This is a genomic window from Neptuniibacter sp. QD29_5 (genome assembly GCF_047778125.1).
GTDB lineage: Bacteria > Pseudomonadota > Gammaproteobacteria > Pseudomonadales > Balneatricaceae > Neptuniibacter.
In genome coordinates this window covers 2,084,954-2,103,913 of record NZ_CP180556.1, presented here as the reverse complement: position 1 = coordinate 2,103,913, position 18,960 = coordinate 2,084,954, and the positions used below count along the sequence as shown (strand labels likewise).

Sequence of the window (18,960 nt, the reverse complement as noted above, 5' to 3'; positions counted from 1 at the left end):
AGTTTGACCCTTATTTTTTCAGTTCTTTTAGAAGAAGCGTGTAGGCTTTATTTTTCTTTTCAATCTGGTGTAGCTTGATGATCTGATGGTTGAGTTCAGGTGCAAACCAGATATAGGTCTGTCGTGCGCTGCCTTCTTTACGCACGCGTTTAACCCGAATAGCTTCATACTCACCGATGGGGGCTTTAATGCTCTCTTTGCCATCAACAATGAAGTTATATTCTTTCAACTTTCCACCATCAGCTACAGAGTATTTAAACTCTTTATCCCCTTTAGCAACGGCCTGTTGTAGCAGTAGTTGATAGCTTATTTTGTCTTGAACGCCTTCTTTGATTGGCATCTGCCAAGGTTTGTTTTCAACCTTGTTTGTTACCAATTGGCTTTGCCAATCGAAATGAACTTCAGCCTTACGCTTTTTGCCTAGTACGCTGCGTTTGTAGGTATAGTTAAGTGGTTTTAGGTTGGCATTATCTAAAGTGAATTTGCTGGATTCGTAGACACTGGCAAACATGGCTGAGGCTTTAGATTCAAAGAACCATTCGCCGGATTCTGATTTTTGCAGCTTGCGAGTAGTGCTACCGCTCAGCGAGATGCTGCCATCCCAGTCAATTTCATAGCTTGCGGTAAAAGGAGTGAAGGGATTCGTGGTGTCGGCAACTAGAGGAGTAGCCCAGAGGAGTGTTGACGCGAAAAGGGAGTTTATTAACGTCTTATTTGCTCTGAGCATACTGGCTACCTCATTAAATTTGATCGTGCTGAAAGCCCTGAGTAGGTGCTGCTTTACCGTCCAAGGTAACGCCAGCGTCAGACCAGATCAGTCTGCCGGAACAAAATAAGCTTACCGCTTGAGGGTAGATAATATGTTCCACTTTGTGGACTTTCTGTTGCAAGCTCTCACTCGTATCTTCCAGATCTATGCTTACTTTACCCTGAATGGCCAGTGGGCCACCATCTAGCTCTTCAGATACAAAGTGCACTGTACAGCCGTGTTCTTTATCACCGGCATCAATTGCACGCTGATGGGTATGAAGGCCTTTGTATTTAGGGAGTAACGACGGGTGAATGTTAAACATTCTGCCGTTGTAGTGTCGAACAAATTCAGCGGTAAGGATGCGCATAAACCCTGCAAGAACAATCAAGTCAGGCTGATAAGTATCAATCTGTTTGATCATCGCTTGGTCGAAACTTTCCCGGCTATCAAAGTCGGTATGTTTTAAAACAAGTGTAGGGATATTGGAGTTGCGGGCACGCTCCAAGCCATAAGCCTCAGCTTTGTTACTGAGGACGGCTTCGATGCGGCCATCAATTTGACCGGCATCGATTGCATCCATTATAGCCTGGAGATTGGAACCACTTCCTGAGATCAGGACAACGATTCGTTTAGTCATCGGGCGAATTACGCCTCCAGACCAGCTAGTTCAACTTGCTCTTCACCTGCTTGCGCAGCAGCAATTGAACCAATAACCCAAGCATCTTCGCCAGCTTCGTTTAGTAGCTGAAGTGCTTCGTCTTGCTTGTCAGCAGGTACGCAGATAACCATGCCAACACCGCAGTTGAATGTGCGGTACATCTCAGTTGCATCAACGTTACCTTGCTCTTGTAGCCAGTTGAATACTGCTGGCATAGTCCAAGAGTTAACATCGATTACAGCTTTAGCATTCTCTGGAAGAACACGTGGGATATTCTCAAGTAGACCGCCACCTGTAATGTGAGATAGAGCATTTACTTGAGATTCTTTGATCAGTTTTAGGAGTGACTTAACGTAGATACGTGTTGGCGCCATCAAAGCATCTGCTAGCGGTTTGCCATCAAGATCTGCAGTCAATTCAGTGCCGCTTACTTCTAGAATCTTACGGATTAGAGAGTAACCGTTTGAGTGTGGGCCAGATGACGCTAGGCCGATCAGTGTGTCACCAACTTTTACGTTAGTGCCGTCGATGATCTCGTCTTCTTCTACAACACCTGTGCAGAAGCCAGCTAGATCGTAATCTTCGCCTTCGTACATGCCAGGCATTTCAGCTGTTTCACCACCAACAAGTGCAGCACCTGCTAGGGAGCAACCTTCGCCAATACCTTTTACTACATCTGCAGCAGTATCAACGTTAAGTTTACCTGTTGCGTAGTAATCCAAGAAAAGTAGAGGTTCTGCGCCAGCAACGATTAGATCGTTAACACACATCGCAACTAGGTCGATACCGATGGTGTCATGCTTTCCTAGATCCATAGCTAGGCGTAATTTTGTACCTACACCGTCAGTACCAGAAACAAGTACAGGCTTACGGTAGCCTTCAGGGATACGGCATAGTGCGCCGAAACCACCTAGGCCGCCCATAACTTCAGGGCGAGTTGTGCTTTTAGCAACGCCTTTAATTCGATCAACTAGGGCGTTACCAGCGTCGATATCAACGCCAGCGTCTTTATAGCTCAGTGAGCTGTTATCAGAACCAGTAGACATGGATCAGTTAACCTTTCGTGTGCAAGGAAAGAGGAAGAAAAATATTGCCGCATATTCTACCGTTTTATCACGCTTGAATACACTCATCTGGGCAACGAATATGAAATAATTATATGGGATGGTAAAGTTAGTTCATATTTTTAGAATTATTGCAGGCGGTTTAATGGATTTGATGCGAAGCTTAATAGCCGTGCTTTTGCTAACAGTGTCTCAATTTGTTATTGCAAGTACGGTGACTGATCTTTATCGGGTGACGCTGCCTATTGAAGAACGAAGGCTTGCGCCTAGCGATCTTCAGGTGAGTTCTGGACTAGTAAAAGTGCTGGTTAAAGTATCTGGAAATTCCAGTATTGCCGATGATTATCAGATCCAGTCTCAACTTAAAGCACCAGCTAGAACGTTAAAGCAATTTAGCTACATCACTACAGAGGATGGGGGATATTTAGTTTTAGATTTTCACCCAGAGGTTATCGATAGTTTAGTTACCCGCACAGGTTTTAAGCCGTTGGGTGAGCAAAGAGCGACTGTCTTGCTGTGGTTTGCATCGAATGCATCGGGTGAACAAGACTATCTCAAATCTAATGATTCTTTTTATAAAGCTTTGCAGTTTTCTGCAAAATCACGTGGTTTGCCGCTGCAATTCCCAATATTGGACTTAACTGACCAAATAGCGCTTTCACCTACTGATCTTTGGATATTAAAAGATCAGCAAATTTCGCAAGCTTCAACTCGCTATAAGCCTGATGCTGTGATTGCTGGTCGATTGACCAAATCTGAATCAGAAGGTGTATCTGTTGCAGGCTTATTTATTAACGATGGTATCAATCAGCCATTAGCTGAATCAGGCAATATAGATCAAGTCGCTAATGCCGTTATTAATCGAGTGGCTGATACCCTTTTTAAACCGATCGTAAGTTATAAACTCAGTCATTTTCAGACTGGCGTTGCTGTCCAAGTAGAGAATATTTCTAACCTATCGGATTACGTACAATTGATTGATTTTCTAAAGCGTTTATCTGTTGTCCGTCAGGTGAAAATTGAACGTGCAATAGGCAATCAAATTACAGTTAGACTTAACTTAGATGGTAGTGAAGAGCAGCTACGTCAAGCGATCTCACTAGAACCGCAATTACAAATGCTTGATAGTCTTCGTAATCAAGATGGTTCTGCGGTAATGGTCTACCGTTGGCAAGGATAGCAGGAACGATAAATGACTGAATCTCAACGTTGGTTTTTCTTAATACTTGCTGTCGTATTGGGCGGCTTGGTGTATCTACTTTCTCCAATACTTTCGCCGTTTCTGGTTGGGGCTCTCTTTGCTTATTTGTCAGACCCTATTGCTGATCGATTGGAAGATTTAGGGATGTCTAGAACAGGCTCCGTTATCATTGTTTTTATCGGGATGACGGCCTTAGTGGCTATGATGTTCCTGTTATTGCTTCCACAACTAGGGCATCAAATACAGACGTTGTTGGCCCGTATACCGCAAGCCATACAGCTCTTTGAAGAACAGATTTTTCCGTGGATATTAGCGACGTTCAGTCTGGAGCCTACTACGTTTGGTTTTGCCAATGTTAAAGATGTTTTGATTGGTGATTTACAAAAAACCGGCGATATCATGGGGCAGTTATTGGGAGGCATTACGCGATCGGGTCTCGCGATCGTGGCGTGGGTGGCTAATTTAGTACTAATTCCTGTAGTTACTTTCTACTTGTTGCGTGATTGGGATGTGATGATTGCTAAGGTTAAACGCCTTTTACCACGTAATGTCGAACCTAAAGTTTCTCTATGGGCCAGTGAGTGTGACGAGGTACTTGGTGCGTTTATGAAAGGCCAGCTACTAGTGATGGTCGCTCTAGGAATTGTTTATGCAGTAGGTTTATGGATCGTAGGGCTTGATCTAGCGCTATTGGTTGGTATGATCGCGGGCCTTGCTAGTATTGTTCCTTATATGGGATTTATCATTGGTATTGCGGTGGCAGGAATCGCTGCTTTTATGCAATTCCAGGACCCAATGGTGCTAGGCTACGTCGGCGTGGTCTTTATTATTGGGCAGATGCTTGAAGGAATGTTACTTACGCCATTATTAGTAGGTGACCGTATTGGATTACACCCTGTTGCGGTAATATTTGCTATTATGGCGGGCGGACAGCTGTTCGGATTTGTTGGGGTTCTCTTAGCTCTACCTGTTGCAGCTGTTATTATGGTGCTATTACGTCACCTGCATGAAGGTTACAAAGGCAGTACATTGTACGGCTCAGAAGAAGATAAAGCGTTAGAACAAGTCGAACCAGTAGTTAATGACAACTAAACAACCATTACAACCTTTCCAAATACCTCTATCGGTTAGTCTCCGAGATGATGCTCGTTTTGAGAATTATTATGCTCAAGGCAATGAGCTGGTTTGCGCGAGTTTAAAAGCGGCCGCGAGTGGTGATGGTGAGCAGTTTACTTACATTTGGGGTAGTGAAGGTGTTGGTTGTACTCATCTACTCCAAGCGGTATGTCATGAAGCCGATCCTGTAGGTCGCAGTGCGGCTTATCTCCCTCTGGATGAATTGAAACAGATGGGTGGTGGCATTCTGGAAGGGATGGAGTTTCTCGATCTGGTTTGTATCGATGGCATAGAGTCCGTTGCTGGTAATAAAGCATGGGAAGAAGCGTTGTTCCACTTCTTTAACCGAATCCGTGAGCAGGGCAATACTCTTATCATTGCTTCAACTGCTGCGCCGCGTCATCTTGGAATTAACCTACCTGATTTAGCATCCCGACTAAGTTGGGGAATGGTGTTTCAGGTTCAAGCGCTTAACGATGAAGTTAAGTTAAAAGCAATTAAGGCGAAAGCAAGTGCCCGTGGGTTACAGTTTTCAGATGAAGTCGCACGCTTTCTGCTTCATCATGCCAGTCGCAATATGAACGATTTAGCCTGTTTATTAGATACGTTGGATCGTGCCTCACTAAGTGCACAACGTAAAATAACCATTCCTTTTGTTAAAGAAGTGACTGGGCTTTAGTCTTCGAACGCTTGTAATCTAACTATTCACATTCATATCTATACTGATAAAGTTAATAAGCTACTCAAACACATAGATAAGCTATAAGTAAGAGTCGATTTTTTACTTCCGGGGTGGGATGTTCTTTTCCTCCCCTTGAAATATCTCTATAACTCCCGCATGATCGCGATTTTTTGGCGGGAAATTCTGTGTTTCAGATAATTGATCAAACCAGTGATTTTGTTGTGGTGGTTAAACCAGCAGGAATCAGTGTGCATAAAGATCAAGAGGACGCAGGATTTACCATGATGTTGCAGCAACAGTTAGATTTAGATCAGATCTATCTGGTGCACCGTTTAGATAAAATTACATCAGGTCTTATGGTATTTGCCAAGAGTGCTGAAGCTGCCAAAATACTCGCTGATCAGTTCAAAAGCCGTGAGGTTTCGAAATACTATTTAGCTATCTCTACTAATAAGCCAAAGCGTAAGCAAGGGCTTATTATGGGGGATATGGAGAAGGCTAGGCGCGGTAGTTGGAAGCTTGTAAAAAGCCGACAAAACCCAGCCGTGACACAGTTTTTTAGCTGCTCACTGAAGCCAGGGTTTAGAATGTTTTTACTTAAACCGACAACGGGGAAAACTCACCAGATTAGGGTTGCGCTTAAAAGTGAAGGTGCGCCAATTTTGGGGGATAATACCTACGGTGGTGAAACATCAGACCGTACCTATCTGCACGCATACTCTTTAGCATTTAGTTGTGGTGGTGAGCGATATACTTATAAGAGCTGTCCAGAGCAGGGCGATCAATTTGATCAAGAGGCATTGGATATCATTAAAGAACATTTTGATCGGCCAGAGAGTCTATCTTGGCCGAAGTTACCTGAAAAAGATAAGGCACAAAAATGAGCGAAGGTGAACGTATAGAACGTGATTTTGAATCACGTGATGCAGATGAGAAGAAGGCCTTTCTAGAGCAAACATGGTGTGACAACTGCCAAGAAGTGAATCTTGGAATGGTTGAACCTGAAGAATATGAATTAAACGACATCATATTTATCGAAGGTAAATGTGCTAAATGCGGTCACGTGATTTTGACCGAAATTACTGAAGACGAATTTTAAGTTCGTTTTAAAGCGATAGAGGTAGGTTACGTTGTCCTCAGGTTTTGAAAATCGTTTTGGTGGAACACGCCGTCTATATGGTACGGATGTGGTTGATATGTTCCGCCAATCTCATATTTGTGTGATTGGTATTGGTGGCGTCGGCTCTTGGGTGGCTGAAGCTTTAGCCAGAACGGCAATTGGTAAGATCACACTGATTGATCTAGATGATATCTGCATTACCAACACCAACCGTCAGATTCATGCGGTAGACGGTAATGTGGGTCGCTCGAAAACCGAAGCGATGGCAGAGCGTATCAAACTGATCAATCCAGAATGTGAAGTAAATGAGATCGAAGATTTTATTACACGGGAAAACATTCCAGAACTGATTACCAATGAGTTTGACTATGTAATTGATGCGATCGATAGCGTTAAAGAAAAAGCCGCGCTGATTGCCCATTGCAGCTATCGCAAGATTCCGATTATCACCGTGGGCGGTGCTGGTGGACAGACAGATCCAACTAAAATTGATATTTGTGATTTAGCCAAAACCAATCACGACCCGCTCGCGGCTAAAGTGCGCTCTTTCCTACGTAGACACTATCGATTCAGTAAAAGTGGCAGACGATTCTCTGTCGATTGTGTTTATTCCACTGAGCAGTTGGTTTATCCGCAACCTGATGGTTCGGTCTGTGCGCAGAAGAGTATTACCGATGGCAATACCCGACTAGATTGTGCGGGAGGCTTTGGTGCATCGACCTGTGTAACAGCAAGTTTCGGCTTTGCAGCCGTAGCGCGCGTATTAGAAAAAATGCGTTTACGCTGGGAAAGGCAGGGGCAAGGTGAATAGCCCAGCAAGATTAAAAACTAATTTAAAAGGGAGTATTTAGCTCCCTTTTTTATTGGCCTTATTTTGTGCTTTGGTTATTTATAGCCTGGGCGTGAAATTAGGATAGAAATAATCGCAGCTAAGCCTAAGAACCAGCAGTATTGGATTGAGGTTACCAATTCTAGTGGAGAAACTTTTGCGATAGAGGAGGCTAATAATATCTGAGCACCCCAAGGGATAATGCCTTGTACCACACAGGACACAATATCCATTAGGCTGGCAGAGCGTTTAGCATTTACGCCATAGCGTTGTGCGATATCTTTCGCCAACGAGCCGGCAATAACGATAGATACCGTATTGTTAGCCGTACATAGGTTTGTCGCCGCGACGCTGGCTGCGATACTGAATTCGCCCGCTTGTTTACCGCCGCTTTTTCCGGTCAGTTTTTCAATTGCTGAAGCTATAAAGTTTAATCCACCTTGATGCTTAATCAGCGCACCTAGCCCGCCAATCAGCATTGATAGGATCATTATCTCCTGCATGCCGGTGTAACCGTCATAGATCTGTTTTGACAGCATCGCAATGTTGTAATCTGGCGCAGTGATAAAGCCAACGGCTCCAGCTAAAATAATACCCACCAATAACACCAGCATTACATTCAAGCCTGCAATGGCTAGGATAAGAACCGTTAGGTAGGGTGCGACTTTGATCAGTTCGTAACTTTGTTCAGATACGCCTGCTGTAGAGCTTTGAAGCGCAAGAACGACCATAGTAATGATAGCGGCCGGGAGTGCAATCAGTAAGTTAAGGCGGAACTTATCTTTCATTTCACAGCCCTGAGTTCGAGTAGCTGCGATTGTCGTATCCGAAATAATTGATAGGTTATCACCAAACATAGCACCGCCCACAACAGCGCCTACCGTTAGCAGTAGAGATAGATCACTAGCTTCAGTAATACCCACAGCAACTGGGGCTACTGCCGCAATGGTGCCCATGGATGTACCCATAGAGGTAGCAATAAACGCTGCAATCACAAAGATGCCAGGGAGCAATAACCACTCGGGTATATAGTTCAGGCCGAGATTTACCGTTGCATCGACGCCACCTATTGCCTTTACCACTGAAGCAAATGCGCCTGCCAAAAGGAAGACAACAACCATGGTGATAATGGTTTGATCGCCAATGCCTTTGATAAAGATTTCAAGTCGTTCGTTGAGCGTGCCTTTAGTTAAAAAAAGCGACAGGACAACCGCAGGGATAATCGCAACAGGGGCAGATATTTGGTAGAAGGCAAATTCTGTACCTTGAACTTGGTAGTAAATTCCACTGCCGATAAACAGAGCTAAAAAAAGCCCTAATGGCAGCAACGCAACAGGGGAGGAGTTATTCATTAACAGTATCCTATTAGAGACCATGGGTAATGGTTTCAATATTGGAGAAGACAAACGGCCGGGATCTGACCAGCTGTTCGAATAAGGCGCGAAATATACTACTTAAGTAGGTGTAAATGAAATGAATAAAACTGCAGTTAACTTACCTTTAAGTTATATCAGTTGAATGTCATGCGCTTAAAACAGCTCAATATCACCCTCGTGTTCACTGGGTGGATTGAGGTATCCATTACTCTGTAGTGTTTCATAACAATGAACCTGATCACGGCCATGTTTTTTTGCGAAGTAAAGCGCTTGATCAGCTCGGTCTATTAATGCTGGCAGTGAAAGCCCTTTCGTTATCTCTGTGATCCCGATACTCAATGTCACTTGGCCTATTTGGGGGAAATTGGTTTGTGCTACTTGAGTGCGGAATCGTTCGAGTACATTCAATGCAGAATCTAAAGATATCTCTTTGAGCACAAGGGCAAACTCTTCGCCTCCGTAGCGAAACATTAAGTCTTCATCTCGAAATGTTTTTTGCATCTGCTGTGAAAGAATCAACAGCACCTCATCACCAAACAGGTGTCCAAAGTTATCATTGACTTGTTTAAAGTGATCAATATCTAAGAGAGCAAAGCAATGTGGTTCAGATGACTTGTCATTTTTACGCCGCTGGGATTGCTGCTTTAAAAGAAGCGTATCCATTTGCTGATCAAATGCTTGGCGGTTATAAAGTCCAGTCAGGGCATCATTCATCGCAGAGAACATAAAAAAGCGTTGGTTGGCATAAACTGAGACTAGCTTGGTAATCACATCATGCATCAAGTCCGAGGTATCGGGCAAGTTGGTAATTAGGACACCGTTTTGAGATTGAATAATTTTAAAGCTGTAATACCTATAACCTTCTTCACGAATAAAGCGGGCAGGCTCGTGTGCTTCAATATGCTGAATATATTCAGGGATTTCTAGCATTGATGTGAATACATCAGAGCTTTCGCTGCTGGCTATAAGTTTTTCAGTGGACTGGTCAAAGTTTGCGTAGTTGTAGAGCCAGAAATGATGCAGAGGAAACAGATCGATACAGGTTTCAATCAGCAGTTGATTCAGCGCTTTTTGATCGCGTTGTTCCGTCAGGGCTAAAAAAACGTCACAGTAATCTGAGACTTTAGCTGTCGGTTGCATTCGCGTAGCCCCCGCATGGCATATGCTGAAAAATCTATGTTTAACTGGTTTTCTAAGTTTAGCTGTTTAAATCAGAGGCGCTGTTGAAAACTGTGATTTATCTGAGAGGTATTGAGGAATTCAAGCTGAAACAGATATCTCTTTCGGTAGCCATAAAGAGACAATTGCAGTTATTAGTAACATCAATGAGGAGAAGTACAAGCAGGCCTCAAGCCCCCAGATTTGGAATACTGCACCTGAAAGAATTGTCCCGATCAATCGACCCATAGCATTTGCCATATAGTAAAAGCCGACATCGAGAGAAGTGCCATCTTTACGTGCATAGCTAACGATTAAGTAGCTGTGAAGCGAACTATTCAGAGCGAAGACAGCACCAAAGATGGCTAAACCTATGAGTAGAATCCAAACTTCATTACTACCTAAACTTAATGCGAACAACGCGGGTATAAAGCAGAGTATCCCAGCCCAAAGCGCAGCACTACGCCCGCTAGGTGGTGTTTTTGATCTTTTTCCAGTAATGCTGGGGGCAATGGACTGAATAAAGCCATACATAATGACCCAGCCAGCCATGACGCTGCCGACGATCCAAAAATCCCAGCCTATGGTTTCACTTAGGTAAACCGGTAAGGCGACCACAAACCAAATATCGCGAGATGCGAAGAGAAACATACGCGCTGCAGAGAGAATATTGATTGCTCTATTTTTAGAAAAAACTTCTGTGAACTTCGGTTTTGATTTGGAAACCCCGAGGCTCTTTTTAAGCAAAATCAGGCTGCAGCTTAATATGATGATCAGGCCGATCAGCATGATCCACATAGCACCTTGGAAACCGACAAAGTGAAGCAAAGCCCCGCCTAAGAAGAATCCAACGCCTTTGAGTGCATTCTTCGAGCCAGTGAGGATTGCTACCCATTTAAACAGCGTACTTTGGGCACTCTCTGCTACGAGCGATTTAATCGCGCTCTTCGCACTCATCTTATTCAGATCTTTGGCGATGCCTGAGAGGGCTTGGGCGGCCATCACCCAAGGTATGCTTAAGTATTCCGTTGGGAGTGTCAGCATGAGTAGGGAGATGATCTGGAATGATAGCCCTATATTCATGGTTTTATTTAAACCAATTCTAGCGCCTAACCATCCACCAAATAGGTTGGTGACAACGCCAAAGAATTCATAAAACAAAAACAGCAGTGCAATGCTGAGAGCACCGTAGCCGAGCTGGTGAAAATGCAGTACAACCAACATGCGCAACGCGCCATCCGTTAAGGTAAAGGCCCAGTAATTACCTGTAACGACCATGTATTGCCGGATGGCACTGTTGGCAAGATTACTCATTTTTCACAATCAATCGCGATGTATTTAGCTAGTTCGGCAGTACGGTTTACGTAGCCCCATTCGTTGTCGTACCAAGCATACAATTTCAATTGTGTGCCATTTACCACCATGGTGGATAGAGCATCGATGATGGAAGAACGAGGGTCGGTACGGTAGTCGATTGAAACTAGCGGACGTTCTTCGTAACCCAAAATACCTTTTAAGGAGTTTTCAGCAGCTTCAGCAAACAACGCATTTACTTCTGCTTCAGTTGTTTCACGCTCTAGCTCAAAAACCATGTCGGTTAACGAAGCATTCGCTAGCGGTACACGAACTGCATGGCCATTTAGTTTGCCTGTTAGCTCAGGGAAGATCTGAGTAATCGCTTTGGCAGATCCCGTCGTTGTGGGGATAAGGCTCATACCGCAAGCACGTGCACGTCTAAGATCTTTATGTGGCGCATCCAAGATCGTTTGCGTGTTTGTGATGTCATGAATCGTGGTCATTGAGCCGTGCTTAATACCAAGGTTCTCATGTACAACTTTAATTACTGGAGCTAGGCAGTTTGTTGTGCAAGAAGCCGCTGTAACGATTGGGTATTCACCCGGCGTATACAGCTGGTGGTTGATACCCATCACGAGGTTGAGCACGCCTTCCTCTTTTACCGGCGCTGTCACAACAACATGCTTAACACCCTGTTCTGTATATTTATCTAGCAGTGCCTTTTTCTTCATGACACCGCTGGCTTCAAAGACAAGATCGCACCCAGACCAATCGGTATCTTCGATACGACTGTTGTGAGTAACACTAATCTGTTGATTATTAATGACCATGCCAGTATCAGTTGCTGCAGCTTCGTATTTCCATGTGCCGTGAATAGAATCAAAGTTCATCAGGTGGGCTAGTGTAGCGGCATCGCCCATTGGATCGTTAATCTGAATAAATTCAAATTCTGGCCATTCCCAAGCCGCACGCATTACCAAACGGCCCATTCGGCCGAAACCATTAATACCAATTTTGATAGTCATCTTTTATTACTCACAGCAGCTTTCTGAGGTTAAGCTTTTATTTAGCAGTTCTGCTAGCTCTGTTTGGCTAGCTTGATAAGTCTCGTTTATGACACGCTGGCACCAATCCGGAAGTTGGTTATTTAGACTGTAATAAACCCAGCGACCTTTGCGGCTATCACTCACGATTCCGTGTTCTCTTAGCTGAGCCAGGTGGCGTGAGATCTTAGGTTGGCTCAACTCAAGTAAGGTTGTGAAATCACAGACACAGAGTGTTTTGTGGTGATGTATCAGCATTATCAGCTCAAACCTTGTGGTGTCTGATAAGCACTTAAATAAAGTAGTGGCTTGCATAGCTAATCAATATATATGCTTTTCCATATATGATGGCAAAAATTTATAGGGCTAGCAATAGCGACTTAGCGTGAGTGAGTTAAATTTTGAGGGGGAACTGAGATAACTGTTTTCTGTAGGCATAAAAAAACCCCTCTAAAAGAGGGGCAAAAAATGCGTTAACTCATGGCGAGGCCAGAGTTGAAGATGGGATGCAGATGGGCTCGAAAGCTATCACATGTCCTTGATAGCTAAGCCGCAAGTGCATGTGTAGTATGTTGATTTTTTGTGCAGTGCAAAATTGGACTTTGGTGCAGAAAGTAATCACCTAATTGATACTTACGTTTAGTTTAGCTAAGTATCAATTAGGTTTGTGCGGTTTAACCGTTTATCAGGCTATTTACTCAATGATCTGATCGTCTTCCAAACGGAAGTGATGTAGTGGGTAAGTGCCCATAATTCGCACATCTTTGGCAAAGAAGTCTAATTCTTGTAGCGCATATTTCATCGCTTTTTGGTCTGGGTGGCCTTCGACATCAAGGTGGAAGCTCGTCGCCGTCATAGTATCAGACGCCATGTAGCTCTCTAGTTTCAACATGTTTACGCCATTGGTAGAGAATCCACCCAGCGCTTTATAGAGCGCAGCTGGAATGTTACGTACCGTAAACATGATCGATGTCATAAAGCGTGAACCGTTGGTTAGCGCAGGAATATGACTGTCACGCGCAAGAATCAAGAAGCGGGTTGTATTCCCAGTTTTGTCTTGGAAGTTCTCACGGATAATTTCTAGGTCGTAAAGTTCAGCCGCTAGGCTGGAGGCAATCGCCGCATGGCCTGGCGTCTGTTTTTCACTTAGCTCAGCAGCTGCGCCAGCAGTATCAAGGCTTGCAACCGGCTTAATGCCAAGTTCATTAATATGACCATCGCATTGTGCTAGTGCTTGCGGGTGAGATGCCACCGTAGTGATATCTTCCAGTTTTGTGCCTTTTGGTGCGAGCAAGCAGTGATTCACCGGTTCAAAGTGTTCACCGACAATATGTAGCTCAGTTTTAGGCATTAAACGGTAGATCTCTTCTACACGACCTGCTGTTGAGTTTTCGAGCGGGATCATCGCTAAACGTGCCTGACCGCGCTCCACCATAAACATCGCGTCCGAAAAAGTTGCACAGGCGTTAGCTTCTAATTCTGGATGAGCTTTGCGGCATGAAAGGTGTGAATAAGCACCCGGTACGCCTTGATAAGCAATAATGGCAGGCAGGTTGGTCATGGTCTTTATCTGTTTAACGAAAATTGAGGCGCGTATTATTACACAGAGATAAAAACTCTGTTACTGTTCGCGCAGTTAAATTACCTGCAATTATAGTTTTATGACGCCAGAACGTACTGAAAAACTGCTAAGTGTGCTTAAACGCCGCCAGCCTGATCTAAGTTTGATTGCTGATCAAGTGAATAAACCTCGAAATTTATCTGCTTTGATTCGTAATTGTGATGCCGTTGGTATTCACAGCATTCACTCTGTTGTGCCTAAAGAGGGTTACCGTACTTACCGTGGTACGGCTAAGGGCAGTGATTTCTACGTTAAAAACAGGCAGCACGAATCAGTCGAATCGGCGATAGATACGGTTAAAGCTCAAGGCATGAAAGTGGTGGCTGCACATTTTACCGATCAAGCAATAGATTACCGTGAGTTTGATTACACGCAGCCATGTGCGTTGCTGATGGGCGCAGAAAAGCAGGGTGTGAGCGATGTTGCGGCAGAGATGGCCGATCAGCATATCATTATCCCAATGATGGGGATGGTAAGTTCGCTTAACGTATCCACAGCTGCAGGGATAATCCTGGTAGAAGCTCAGCGTCAACGCATGTTGGCTGGTTTGTATGAACAGCAGCACCTCAGTGATGAAGAGATCTCTCGCACCCTTTTTGAGTGGGGTAATCGTGATCTGGCGAAGTTCTGCAGAGAAAAAGGTTTAGCTTATCCTCCGCTTGATAACATTGGCGATGTAATTGATGCACCAGGTTGGCATCAGCGCGTACAGGCAGGTCAGGCAGATAAATATGATTGGCGCGGCATTGCTGTTTGATTCAATCCCTGAACCCCTGCTAATCTGAGTTTTTGGGTTTCGAATTAATCACTAATGGTCAGACGACTGCTTGTCACGCTTCTCTTCCTATTACTAACGCTTGTTTGTACATGGCAGGTTGTTACCTTTGCGCGTGATTGGACCCTGCAAAACCTTCACCAGCAGGGCTCTGATGAGCTTTTAAAAGTTATCACTCAGTTAAGATCGGCATTAGATGAGTATCGTTATTTGCCGTTTTTGATCTCTCAAGATACCGATGTTAAAGCGCTTTTGGTCGATCCCTCTCCGAGCATAGCTAGAGAAGTTAGTCTTTATTTAGAACAGATTAACCTTGTTGCGGGTTCATCCTCTCTATTTGTTTTGAACTCAGAGGGTAATACGGCAGCCTACAGCCATTGGCGGGATGAACAGGAATTCATTCAACGATCACATCGAAAACAAGATTACTATAAACAAGCGTTGGCGGGTCACCGAGGTGGCCAATTTAGTTTGAATGAACATAATCAATCCCCCGCTTACTTTTTGTCTTCACCTGTCTATAACGGCACACAATTTTCGGGCGCTGCAGTGGTCCGGGTTGAGCTAGAAGCGATGGTTAAAAAGCTACGCTCCACCGGCGAAGTGATTTTAAGGGATCAAACAGGCACTATTTTTTATACCACTGCACCTTTTAATCGTTTCAAAAGCATCAAAGAACAGGTTGATGTTGAAGTAACCCTGTTAACAAGTGGGGTTGTTACACGGCTTTGGAAGCGAGGTTCAGATCAATGGCTGTCACGCTCCGTAGCGCTAGATGATTTAAGTTGGCAGGTTTCGGTCCTCACTGATACTGATGTAGTAAAACGGAATGTCAGAAATGCCGCACTGTTTTCCTTTGGTGGTTGTATCGCGCTTGGGCTGTTCGCTTTGTGGTTTAGAGAGAGACAGTTAAAGCTACGCTCGCAGAACGTCACCCGTGAGACTCTAGCGAAAAGTGAAGCGCAACAAAAAGCGATTATTAATAACGCACAGGTTGGCTTACTGCTTATCAATGAGAGAGGCCATATCACTTTTGCTAACGATATGGCGCTGCAGCAGTTTGCTGTGTCTATACCATTGATCCTTGCTAAACCTTTGTTGGAATTGCTGGCTTCTGATGGGATTACCCCAATTGCGAGGGTGTTGCATCGATTAGGTGAAAAGGGGTTTTCCCCGCTGGTGGGTTATGAGGCGGTAGGTTCCAGAAGTGATGGTACTGAGTTCCCTCTATTGATCTCTATCCGAAAAATGCAGGGGTATGAGGCAAAGCAGTTTTTGGTAACGGTTATCGATATCTCCAGACGTAAAGGTTTGGAGATCCAATTGCAGAGAGCCAATGAGTCTCTAGAACACAAAGTTGAAGAGCGAACATTAGCTTTAAGAGAAGCACAAGAAGAGTTAGTTCAGGCCGGTAAAATGGCGGTACTTGGTCGTATGTCCACTGCAATTGTGCACGAACTGAATCAGCCTCTAACAGCGATTAGGAATTACGTAGCGATCTGCCGACAGGTGATGGCTCAGCCTGAAATGCTAGAAGAAAGCTTGCTAGAAGTAGATGGGCTTACACAGCGCATGGCGCAAATTACCGCTCAGCTCAAAACCTACGCTTACAAAAAGCCTGAACAAAAGCAGCCGGTCTCAATACAGATGGTGCTCGAAAACTCTCTGCAGATGTTCAAGCAGCGTATCGCTGATGAAGATGTGCGGCTTAAGTTAGAACTACCTGAAAAAACACTTTATGTTCTAGGTGATAATGCCCGTTTAGAGCAGGTTGTCGTTAACCTTGTTAAGAATGCTATCGATGCTATGCAGGGTAGGGCAGATAAAGAGCTCCAGATTGAATTGCTAGAAGATAGCAATTCTCAGCAGTTACAACTGCAGGTTATAGACAGCGGGGTAGGTATCGATCCTGCGTTATTGGCTAATCTATTTGATCCATTTATCACCTCTAAACCAATGGGCGATGGCCTAGGCTTAGGTTTAGCGATTGTTAAATCCATCATGCGTGATTTAAATGGTGATATCAGTGCAGGGAATACCGAGCAGGGCGGGGCTGTGTTTACCTTGCAATTACCTATTTGTGAAACTAATTAGAGAAGGTCGTAATGACAGATAAGCAATCACCAAATCAGTCATCCAGAGGTACTGTTTTATTGGTCGATGATGAAGCCATGGTGCGGAAATCTACCGAAAAATGGTTACAAATGGCCGGTTTTGATGTGATTGGCTGTGATAGCGGCCAGCAGGCTCTAAGCCATATCCAAATTGATTTTCCCGGTATCGTTGTCAGTGATGTCAAAATGCCAGAGATGACCGGCTTAGAGTTGATGGACAAAATATTGGAGACCGTACCCGGTTTTCCTGTGGTTCTCGTGACTGGTCATGGCGATGTTGATATGGCCATTGGTGCCATGAGAAAGGGTGCTTACGATTTTATCGAAAAGCCTTTTAACCCTGAGCGACTTGTAGAGACAATCCAACGTGCCTGCGAAAAGCGCCGCCTGATGTTGGATAACCTTCGTCTACAACAAAATTTAGCTTCATCCAGCGGCATCGATCAGCGCTTAATTGGTATTTCACCAGCGATTAGGCGCTTAAAGCAAGAGATCCTCACGCTGGCTGATCTAGATACTAATGTCATCATTTACGGCGAAACAGGCACCGGTAAAGAGCTGGTGGCGCAATCACTGCACGAATTTAGTCATCGTAAAGACAAGCACTTTGTACCGATCAACTGTGGAGCGATTCCAGAGTCTTTGATAGAGAGTGAGTTATTTGGTCACGAAGCCGGAGCCTTTACCGGTGCAGCTAAACGCCGAATCGGTAAGTTTGAATACGCCAGTGGTGGCACGCTCTTTCTTGATGAGATCGAAAGCATGCCTCTGCATCTGCAAATTAAACTGCTACGTGCACTGCAGGAAGGTGTGATCGAGCGCCTAGGTGGTAATTCACCGATCAAAGTCGATCTCCGTGTCATTGCTGCGGCTAAAACTGATCTTCGAGAAGAGGACGATTTCCGAGAAGACCTTTTCTATCGCCTAAACGTATCGCAATTACATATCCCACCATTGCGAGATCGTTTAGAAGATACGCCATTATTGTTTGAACACTATGTGCGTATGACCTCAGAATCTCACGATAAAGAGCAGCGATCACTACCTGAACAAGACTTCCGCACTCTGCAAAGTTACCAATGGCCGGGCAATGTTCGCGAACTAAAAAATATCGCCATGAGATATGCTTTGGATAAGCGCGTGTCGGTCAGTGATATCCTCTTCCCAGATAACAGCACTCTTCAGGCTTCACACCTTGAAGGGGATATAAGCCAACCTTTAGCTGTACAAGTTGCAGGTTTTGAAGCCGAAGTAATCAAACGCTCTTTGCAACAGCATCAAGGCAATATCAAAGCGGTGATGGATGCCTTAGACCTGCCAAGACGTACGCTAAACCAGAAGATGGCGAAGTACGGGATAAATAGGGCTGATTACACTTAAATTGAGTTAGTAAAAACTCTGTACTATCTACATCAAAAAACTGTTGATTTGGACAGTATATCTCGAGCAGTGTAGAGTTTATGAATTTTTTTGCTAATTTTTGCTAAGCCGTATTGCTTGTATTGAATCTTAAGCTAGGTTAAAAAGTTAACTAAATCAGACAGATGGAAGTCGAGCGCGGGTAGATACACGGACCCCGTATATCACTTGATATAGCGCATGCGCGGTTTGTCATGGAAGAATCTTTCGCTTTTCAGAATTAATCCTTACTTTTCAATTTGTTACATCTGTTTCCAATAAATGCGGTCGGGGTAGATATACGGACCCCCGTATATACAAATGTTATAGCTCATAAAGAGTATGATGAATATCAAACCGGTAATCTCAATATTGGCTCTGTTCCTCATCATAGGGGTTGCTCCATATTTAGTACTAATCAGCGATGATAGATACTCTTGGAGTGAAATGGATATAAACCAAAATGGGTTTGTATCCTACGGTGAGGCCTTTGAGTTCCTAGATTCAGGAAAGCGAGAAATCACCTCGAATGGAAGGAAATGCGTTGAATACTATGCGTATAAAGATGGCCTTCCATTTCATACGGTTTGCACTGAATAATGAACTATAACAAGTTTGTTAATAATCGCCCTTCGGGCTGGACCGCAAACTGCGCTGCTTCGCAGCAATGCAGCCCATTACAAAAGCGTTAGAACTCACAAGGGTGGTATGGTTTGAATTTTTTAAGGGACAATAATTACCCAGTTAAATTCATCTTT

The 18,960-nt window shown here is 44.2% G+C and carries 18 protein-coding genes; 9 read left to right on the top strand and 9 right to left on the bottom strand.

The features are described from left to right. Positions 1–10 precede the first annotated feature (10 nt). Genes ACMXYR_RS09840 through purM form a run of 3 tightly spaced genes read right to left on the bottom strand, consistent with a single transcriptional unit; the run spans position 11 to position 2,455 of the window. On the bottom strand, positions 11–727 hold the full coding sequence (locus tag ACMXYR_RS09840; RefSeq protein WP_415901426.1) for a DUF3108 domain-containing protein: 717 nt from the start codon (positions 725–727) through the stop codon (positions 11–13). Between the two features lie 13 nt (positions 728–740). Beyond that, complete coding sequence (gene purN / locus ACMXYR_RS09835) at positions 741–1,388, bottom strand: phosphoribosylglycinamide formyltransferase (RefSeq protein WP_415901425.1); 648 nt, start codon at positions 1,386–1,388, stop codon at positions 741–743. Positions 1,389–1,396: 8 nt separating this feature from the next. After that, positions 1,397–2,455, bottom strand: coding sequence for a phosphoribosylformylglycinamidine cyclo-ligase (purM, locus tag ACMXYR_RS09830; RefSeq protein ID WP_415884199.1), 1,059 nt, complete (start codon positions 2,453–2,455; stop codon positions 1,397–1,399). 163 nt (positions 2,456–2,618) lie between these two features. Here purM and ACMXYR_RS09825 point away from each other — a divergent pair, with 163 nt between their 5' ends. The 6 genes from ACMXYR_RS09825 (at position 2,619) to tcdA (ending at position 7,403) form a co-directional block, all read left to right on the top strand. Next, entirely contained in the window at positions 2,619–3,653 is a 1,035-nt protein-coding gene (locus tag ACMXYR_RS09825) for a DUF2066 domain-containing protein (protein ID WP_415901424.1), read from the top strand. A gap of 12 nt (positions 3,654–3,665) precedes the next feature. After that, the gene (locus ACMXYR_RS09820) at positions 3,666–4,766 is read left to right on the top strand and encodes an AI-2E family transporter (protein WP_415887760.1); all 1,101 of its coding nucleotides are present in this window, start codon (positions 3,666–3,668) and stop codon (positions 4,764–4,766) included. Beyond that, positions 4,756–5,469 (top strand): DnaA regulatory inactivator Hda, encoded by a 714-nt coding sequence (hda, locus tag ACMXYR_RS09815; RefSeq protein WP_415887761.1) that lies wholly within the window; start codon positions 4,756–4,758, stop codon positions 5,467–5,469. The genes ACMXYR_RS09820 and hda overlap by 11 nt, the downstream gene beginning before the upstream one ends. A gap of 188 nt (positions 5,470–5,657) precedes the next feature. Then, a complete protein-coding gene (locus ACMXYR_RS09810; RefSeq protein ID WP_415901423.1) occupies positions 5,658–6,356 on the top strand; it encodes a TIGR01621 family pseudouridine synthase in 699 nt (232 codons plus the stop codon). Further along, on the top strand, positions 6,353–6,571 hold the full coding sequence (locus ACMXYR_RS09805) for a hypothetical protein (protein ID WP_415884205.1): 219 nt from the start codon (positions 6,353–6,355) through the stop codon (positions 6,569–6,571). Before ACMXYR_RS09810 ends, ACMXYR_RS09805 begins: the two co-directional genes overlap by 4 nt. Before the next feature lie 31 nt (positions 6,572–6,602). Further along, positions 6,603–7,403: a tRNA cyclic N6-threonylcarbamoyladenosine(37) synthase TcdA gene (tcdA, locus tag ACMXYR_RS09800; RefSeq protein WP_415887763.1), complete on the top strand. Its 801-nt coding sequence runs from the start codon at positions 6,603–6,605 to the stop codon at positions 7,401–7,403. Between the two features lie 74 nt (positions 7,404–7,477). On the opposite strand, the gene ACMXYR_RS09795 is transcribed toward tcdA, so the two are convergent. From ACMXYR_RS09795 to ACMXYR_RS09770, 6 genes are all read right to left on the bottom strand, one after another. After that, the gene (locus tag ACMXYR_RS09795; RefSeq protein ID WP_415901422.1) at positions 7,478–8,773 is read right to left on the bottom strand and encodes a Na+/H+ antiporter NhaC family protein; all 1,296 of its coding nucleotides are present in this window, start codon (positions 8,771–8,773) and stop codon (positions 7,478–7,480) included. A 177-nt stretch (positions 8,774–8,950) separates the two neighbouring features. Continuing rightward, positions 8,951–9,937 carry a GGDEF domain-containing protein gene (locus ACMXYR_RS09790; protein ID WP_415901421.1) on the bottom strand — a complete coding sequence of 329 codons (987 nt, stop codon included), beginning with the start codon at positions 9,935–9,937 and terminating at the stop codon, positions 8,951–8,953. Positions 9,938–10,057: 120 nt separating this feature from the next. Then, positions 10,058–11,269: an organoarsenical effux MFS transporter ArsJ gene (gene arsJ / locus ACMXYR_RS09785; RefSeq protein ID WP_415901420.1), complete on the bottom strand. Its 1,212-nt coding sequence runs from the start codon at positions 11,267–11,269 to the stop codon at positions 10,058–10,060. Further along, a complete protein-coding gene (locus ACMXYR_RS09780; RefSeq protein ID WP_415901419.1) occupies positions 11,266–12,276 on the bottom strand; it encodes an ArsJ-associated glyceraldehyde-3-phosphate dehydrogenase in 1,011 nt (336 codons plus the stop codon). Before ACMXYR_RS09780 ends, arsJ begins: the two co-directional genes overlap by 4 nt. Before the next feature lie 6 nt (positions 12,277–12,282). After that, positions 12,283–12,552 (bottom strand): metalloregulator ArsR/SmtB family transcription factor, encoded by a 270-nt coding sequence (locus ACMXYR_RS09775; RefSeq protein ID WP_415901418.1) that lies wholly within the window; start codon positions 12,550–12,552, stop codon positions 12,283–12,285. 436 nt (positions 12,553–12,988) lie between these two features. Continuing rightward, positions 12,989–13,855, bottom strand: coding sequence for a prephenate dehydratase (locus ACMXYR_RS09770; protein ID WP_415884212.1), 867 nt, complete (start codon positions 13,853–13,855; stop codon positions 12,989–12,991). 100 nt (positions 13,856–13,955) lie between these two features. Here ACMXYR_RS09770 and trmH point away from each other — a divergent pair, with 100 nt between their 5' ends. The 3 genes from trmH to ACMXYR_RS09755 are packed head-to-tail and all read left to right on the top strand — an operon-like array spanning position 13,956 to position 18,184. Next, positions 13,956–14,672 carry a tRNA (guanosine(18)-2'-O)-methyltransferase TrmH gene (gene trmH / locus ACMXYR_RS09765; protein WP_415901417.1) on the top strand — a complete coding sequence of 239 codons (717 nt, stop codon included), beginning with the start codon at positions 13,956–13,958 and terminating at the stop codon, positions 14,670–14,672. Between the two features lie 54 nt (positions 14,673–14,726). Next, complete coding sequence (locus ACMXYR_RS09760; protein WP_415901416.1) at positions 14,727–16,784, top strand: sensor histidine kinase; 2,058 nt, start codon at positions 14,727–14,729, stop codon at positions 16,782–16,784. 11 nt (positions 16,785–16,795) lie between these two features. After that, positions 16,796–18,184: a sigma-54-dependent transcriptional regulator gene (locus tag ACMXYR_RS09755; RefSeq protein ID WP_415887771.1), complete on the top strand. Its 1,389-nt coding sequence runs from the start codon at positions 16,796–16,798 to the stop codon at positions 18,182–18,184. Positions 18,185–18,960: the final 776 nt, after the last annotated feature.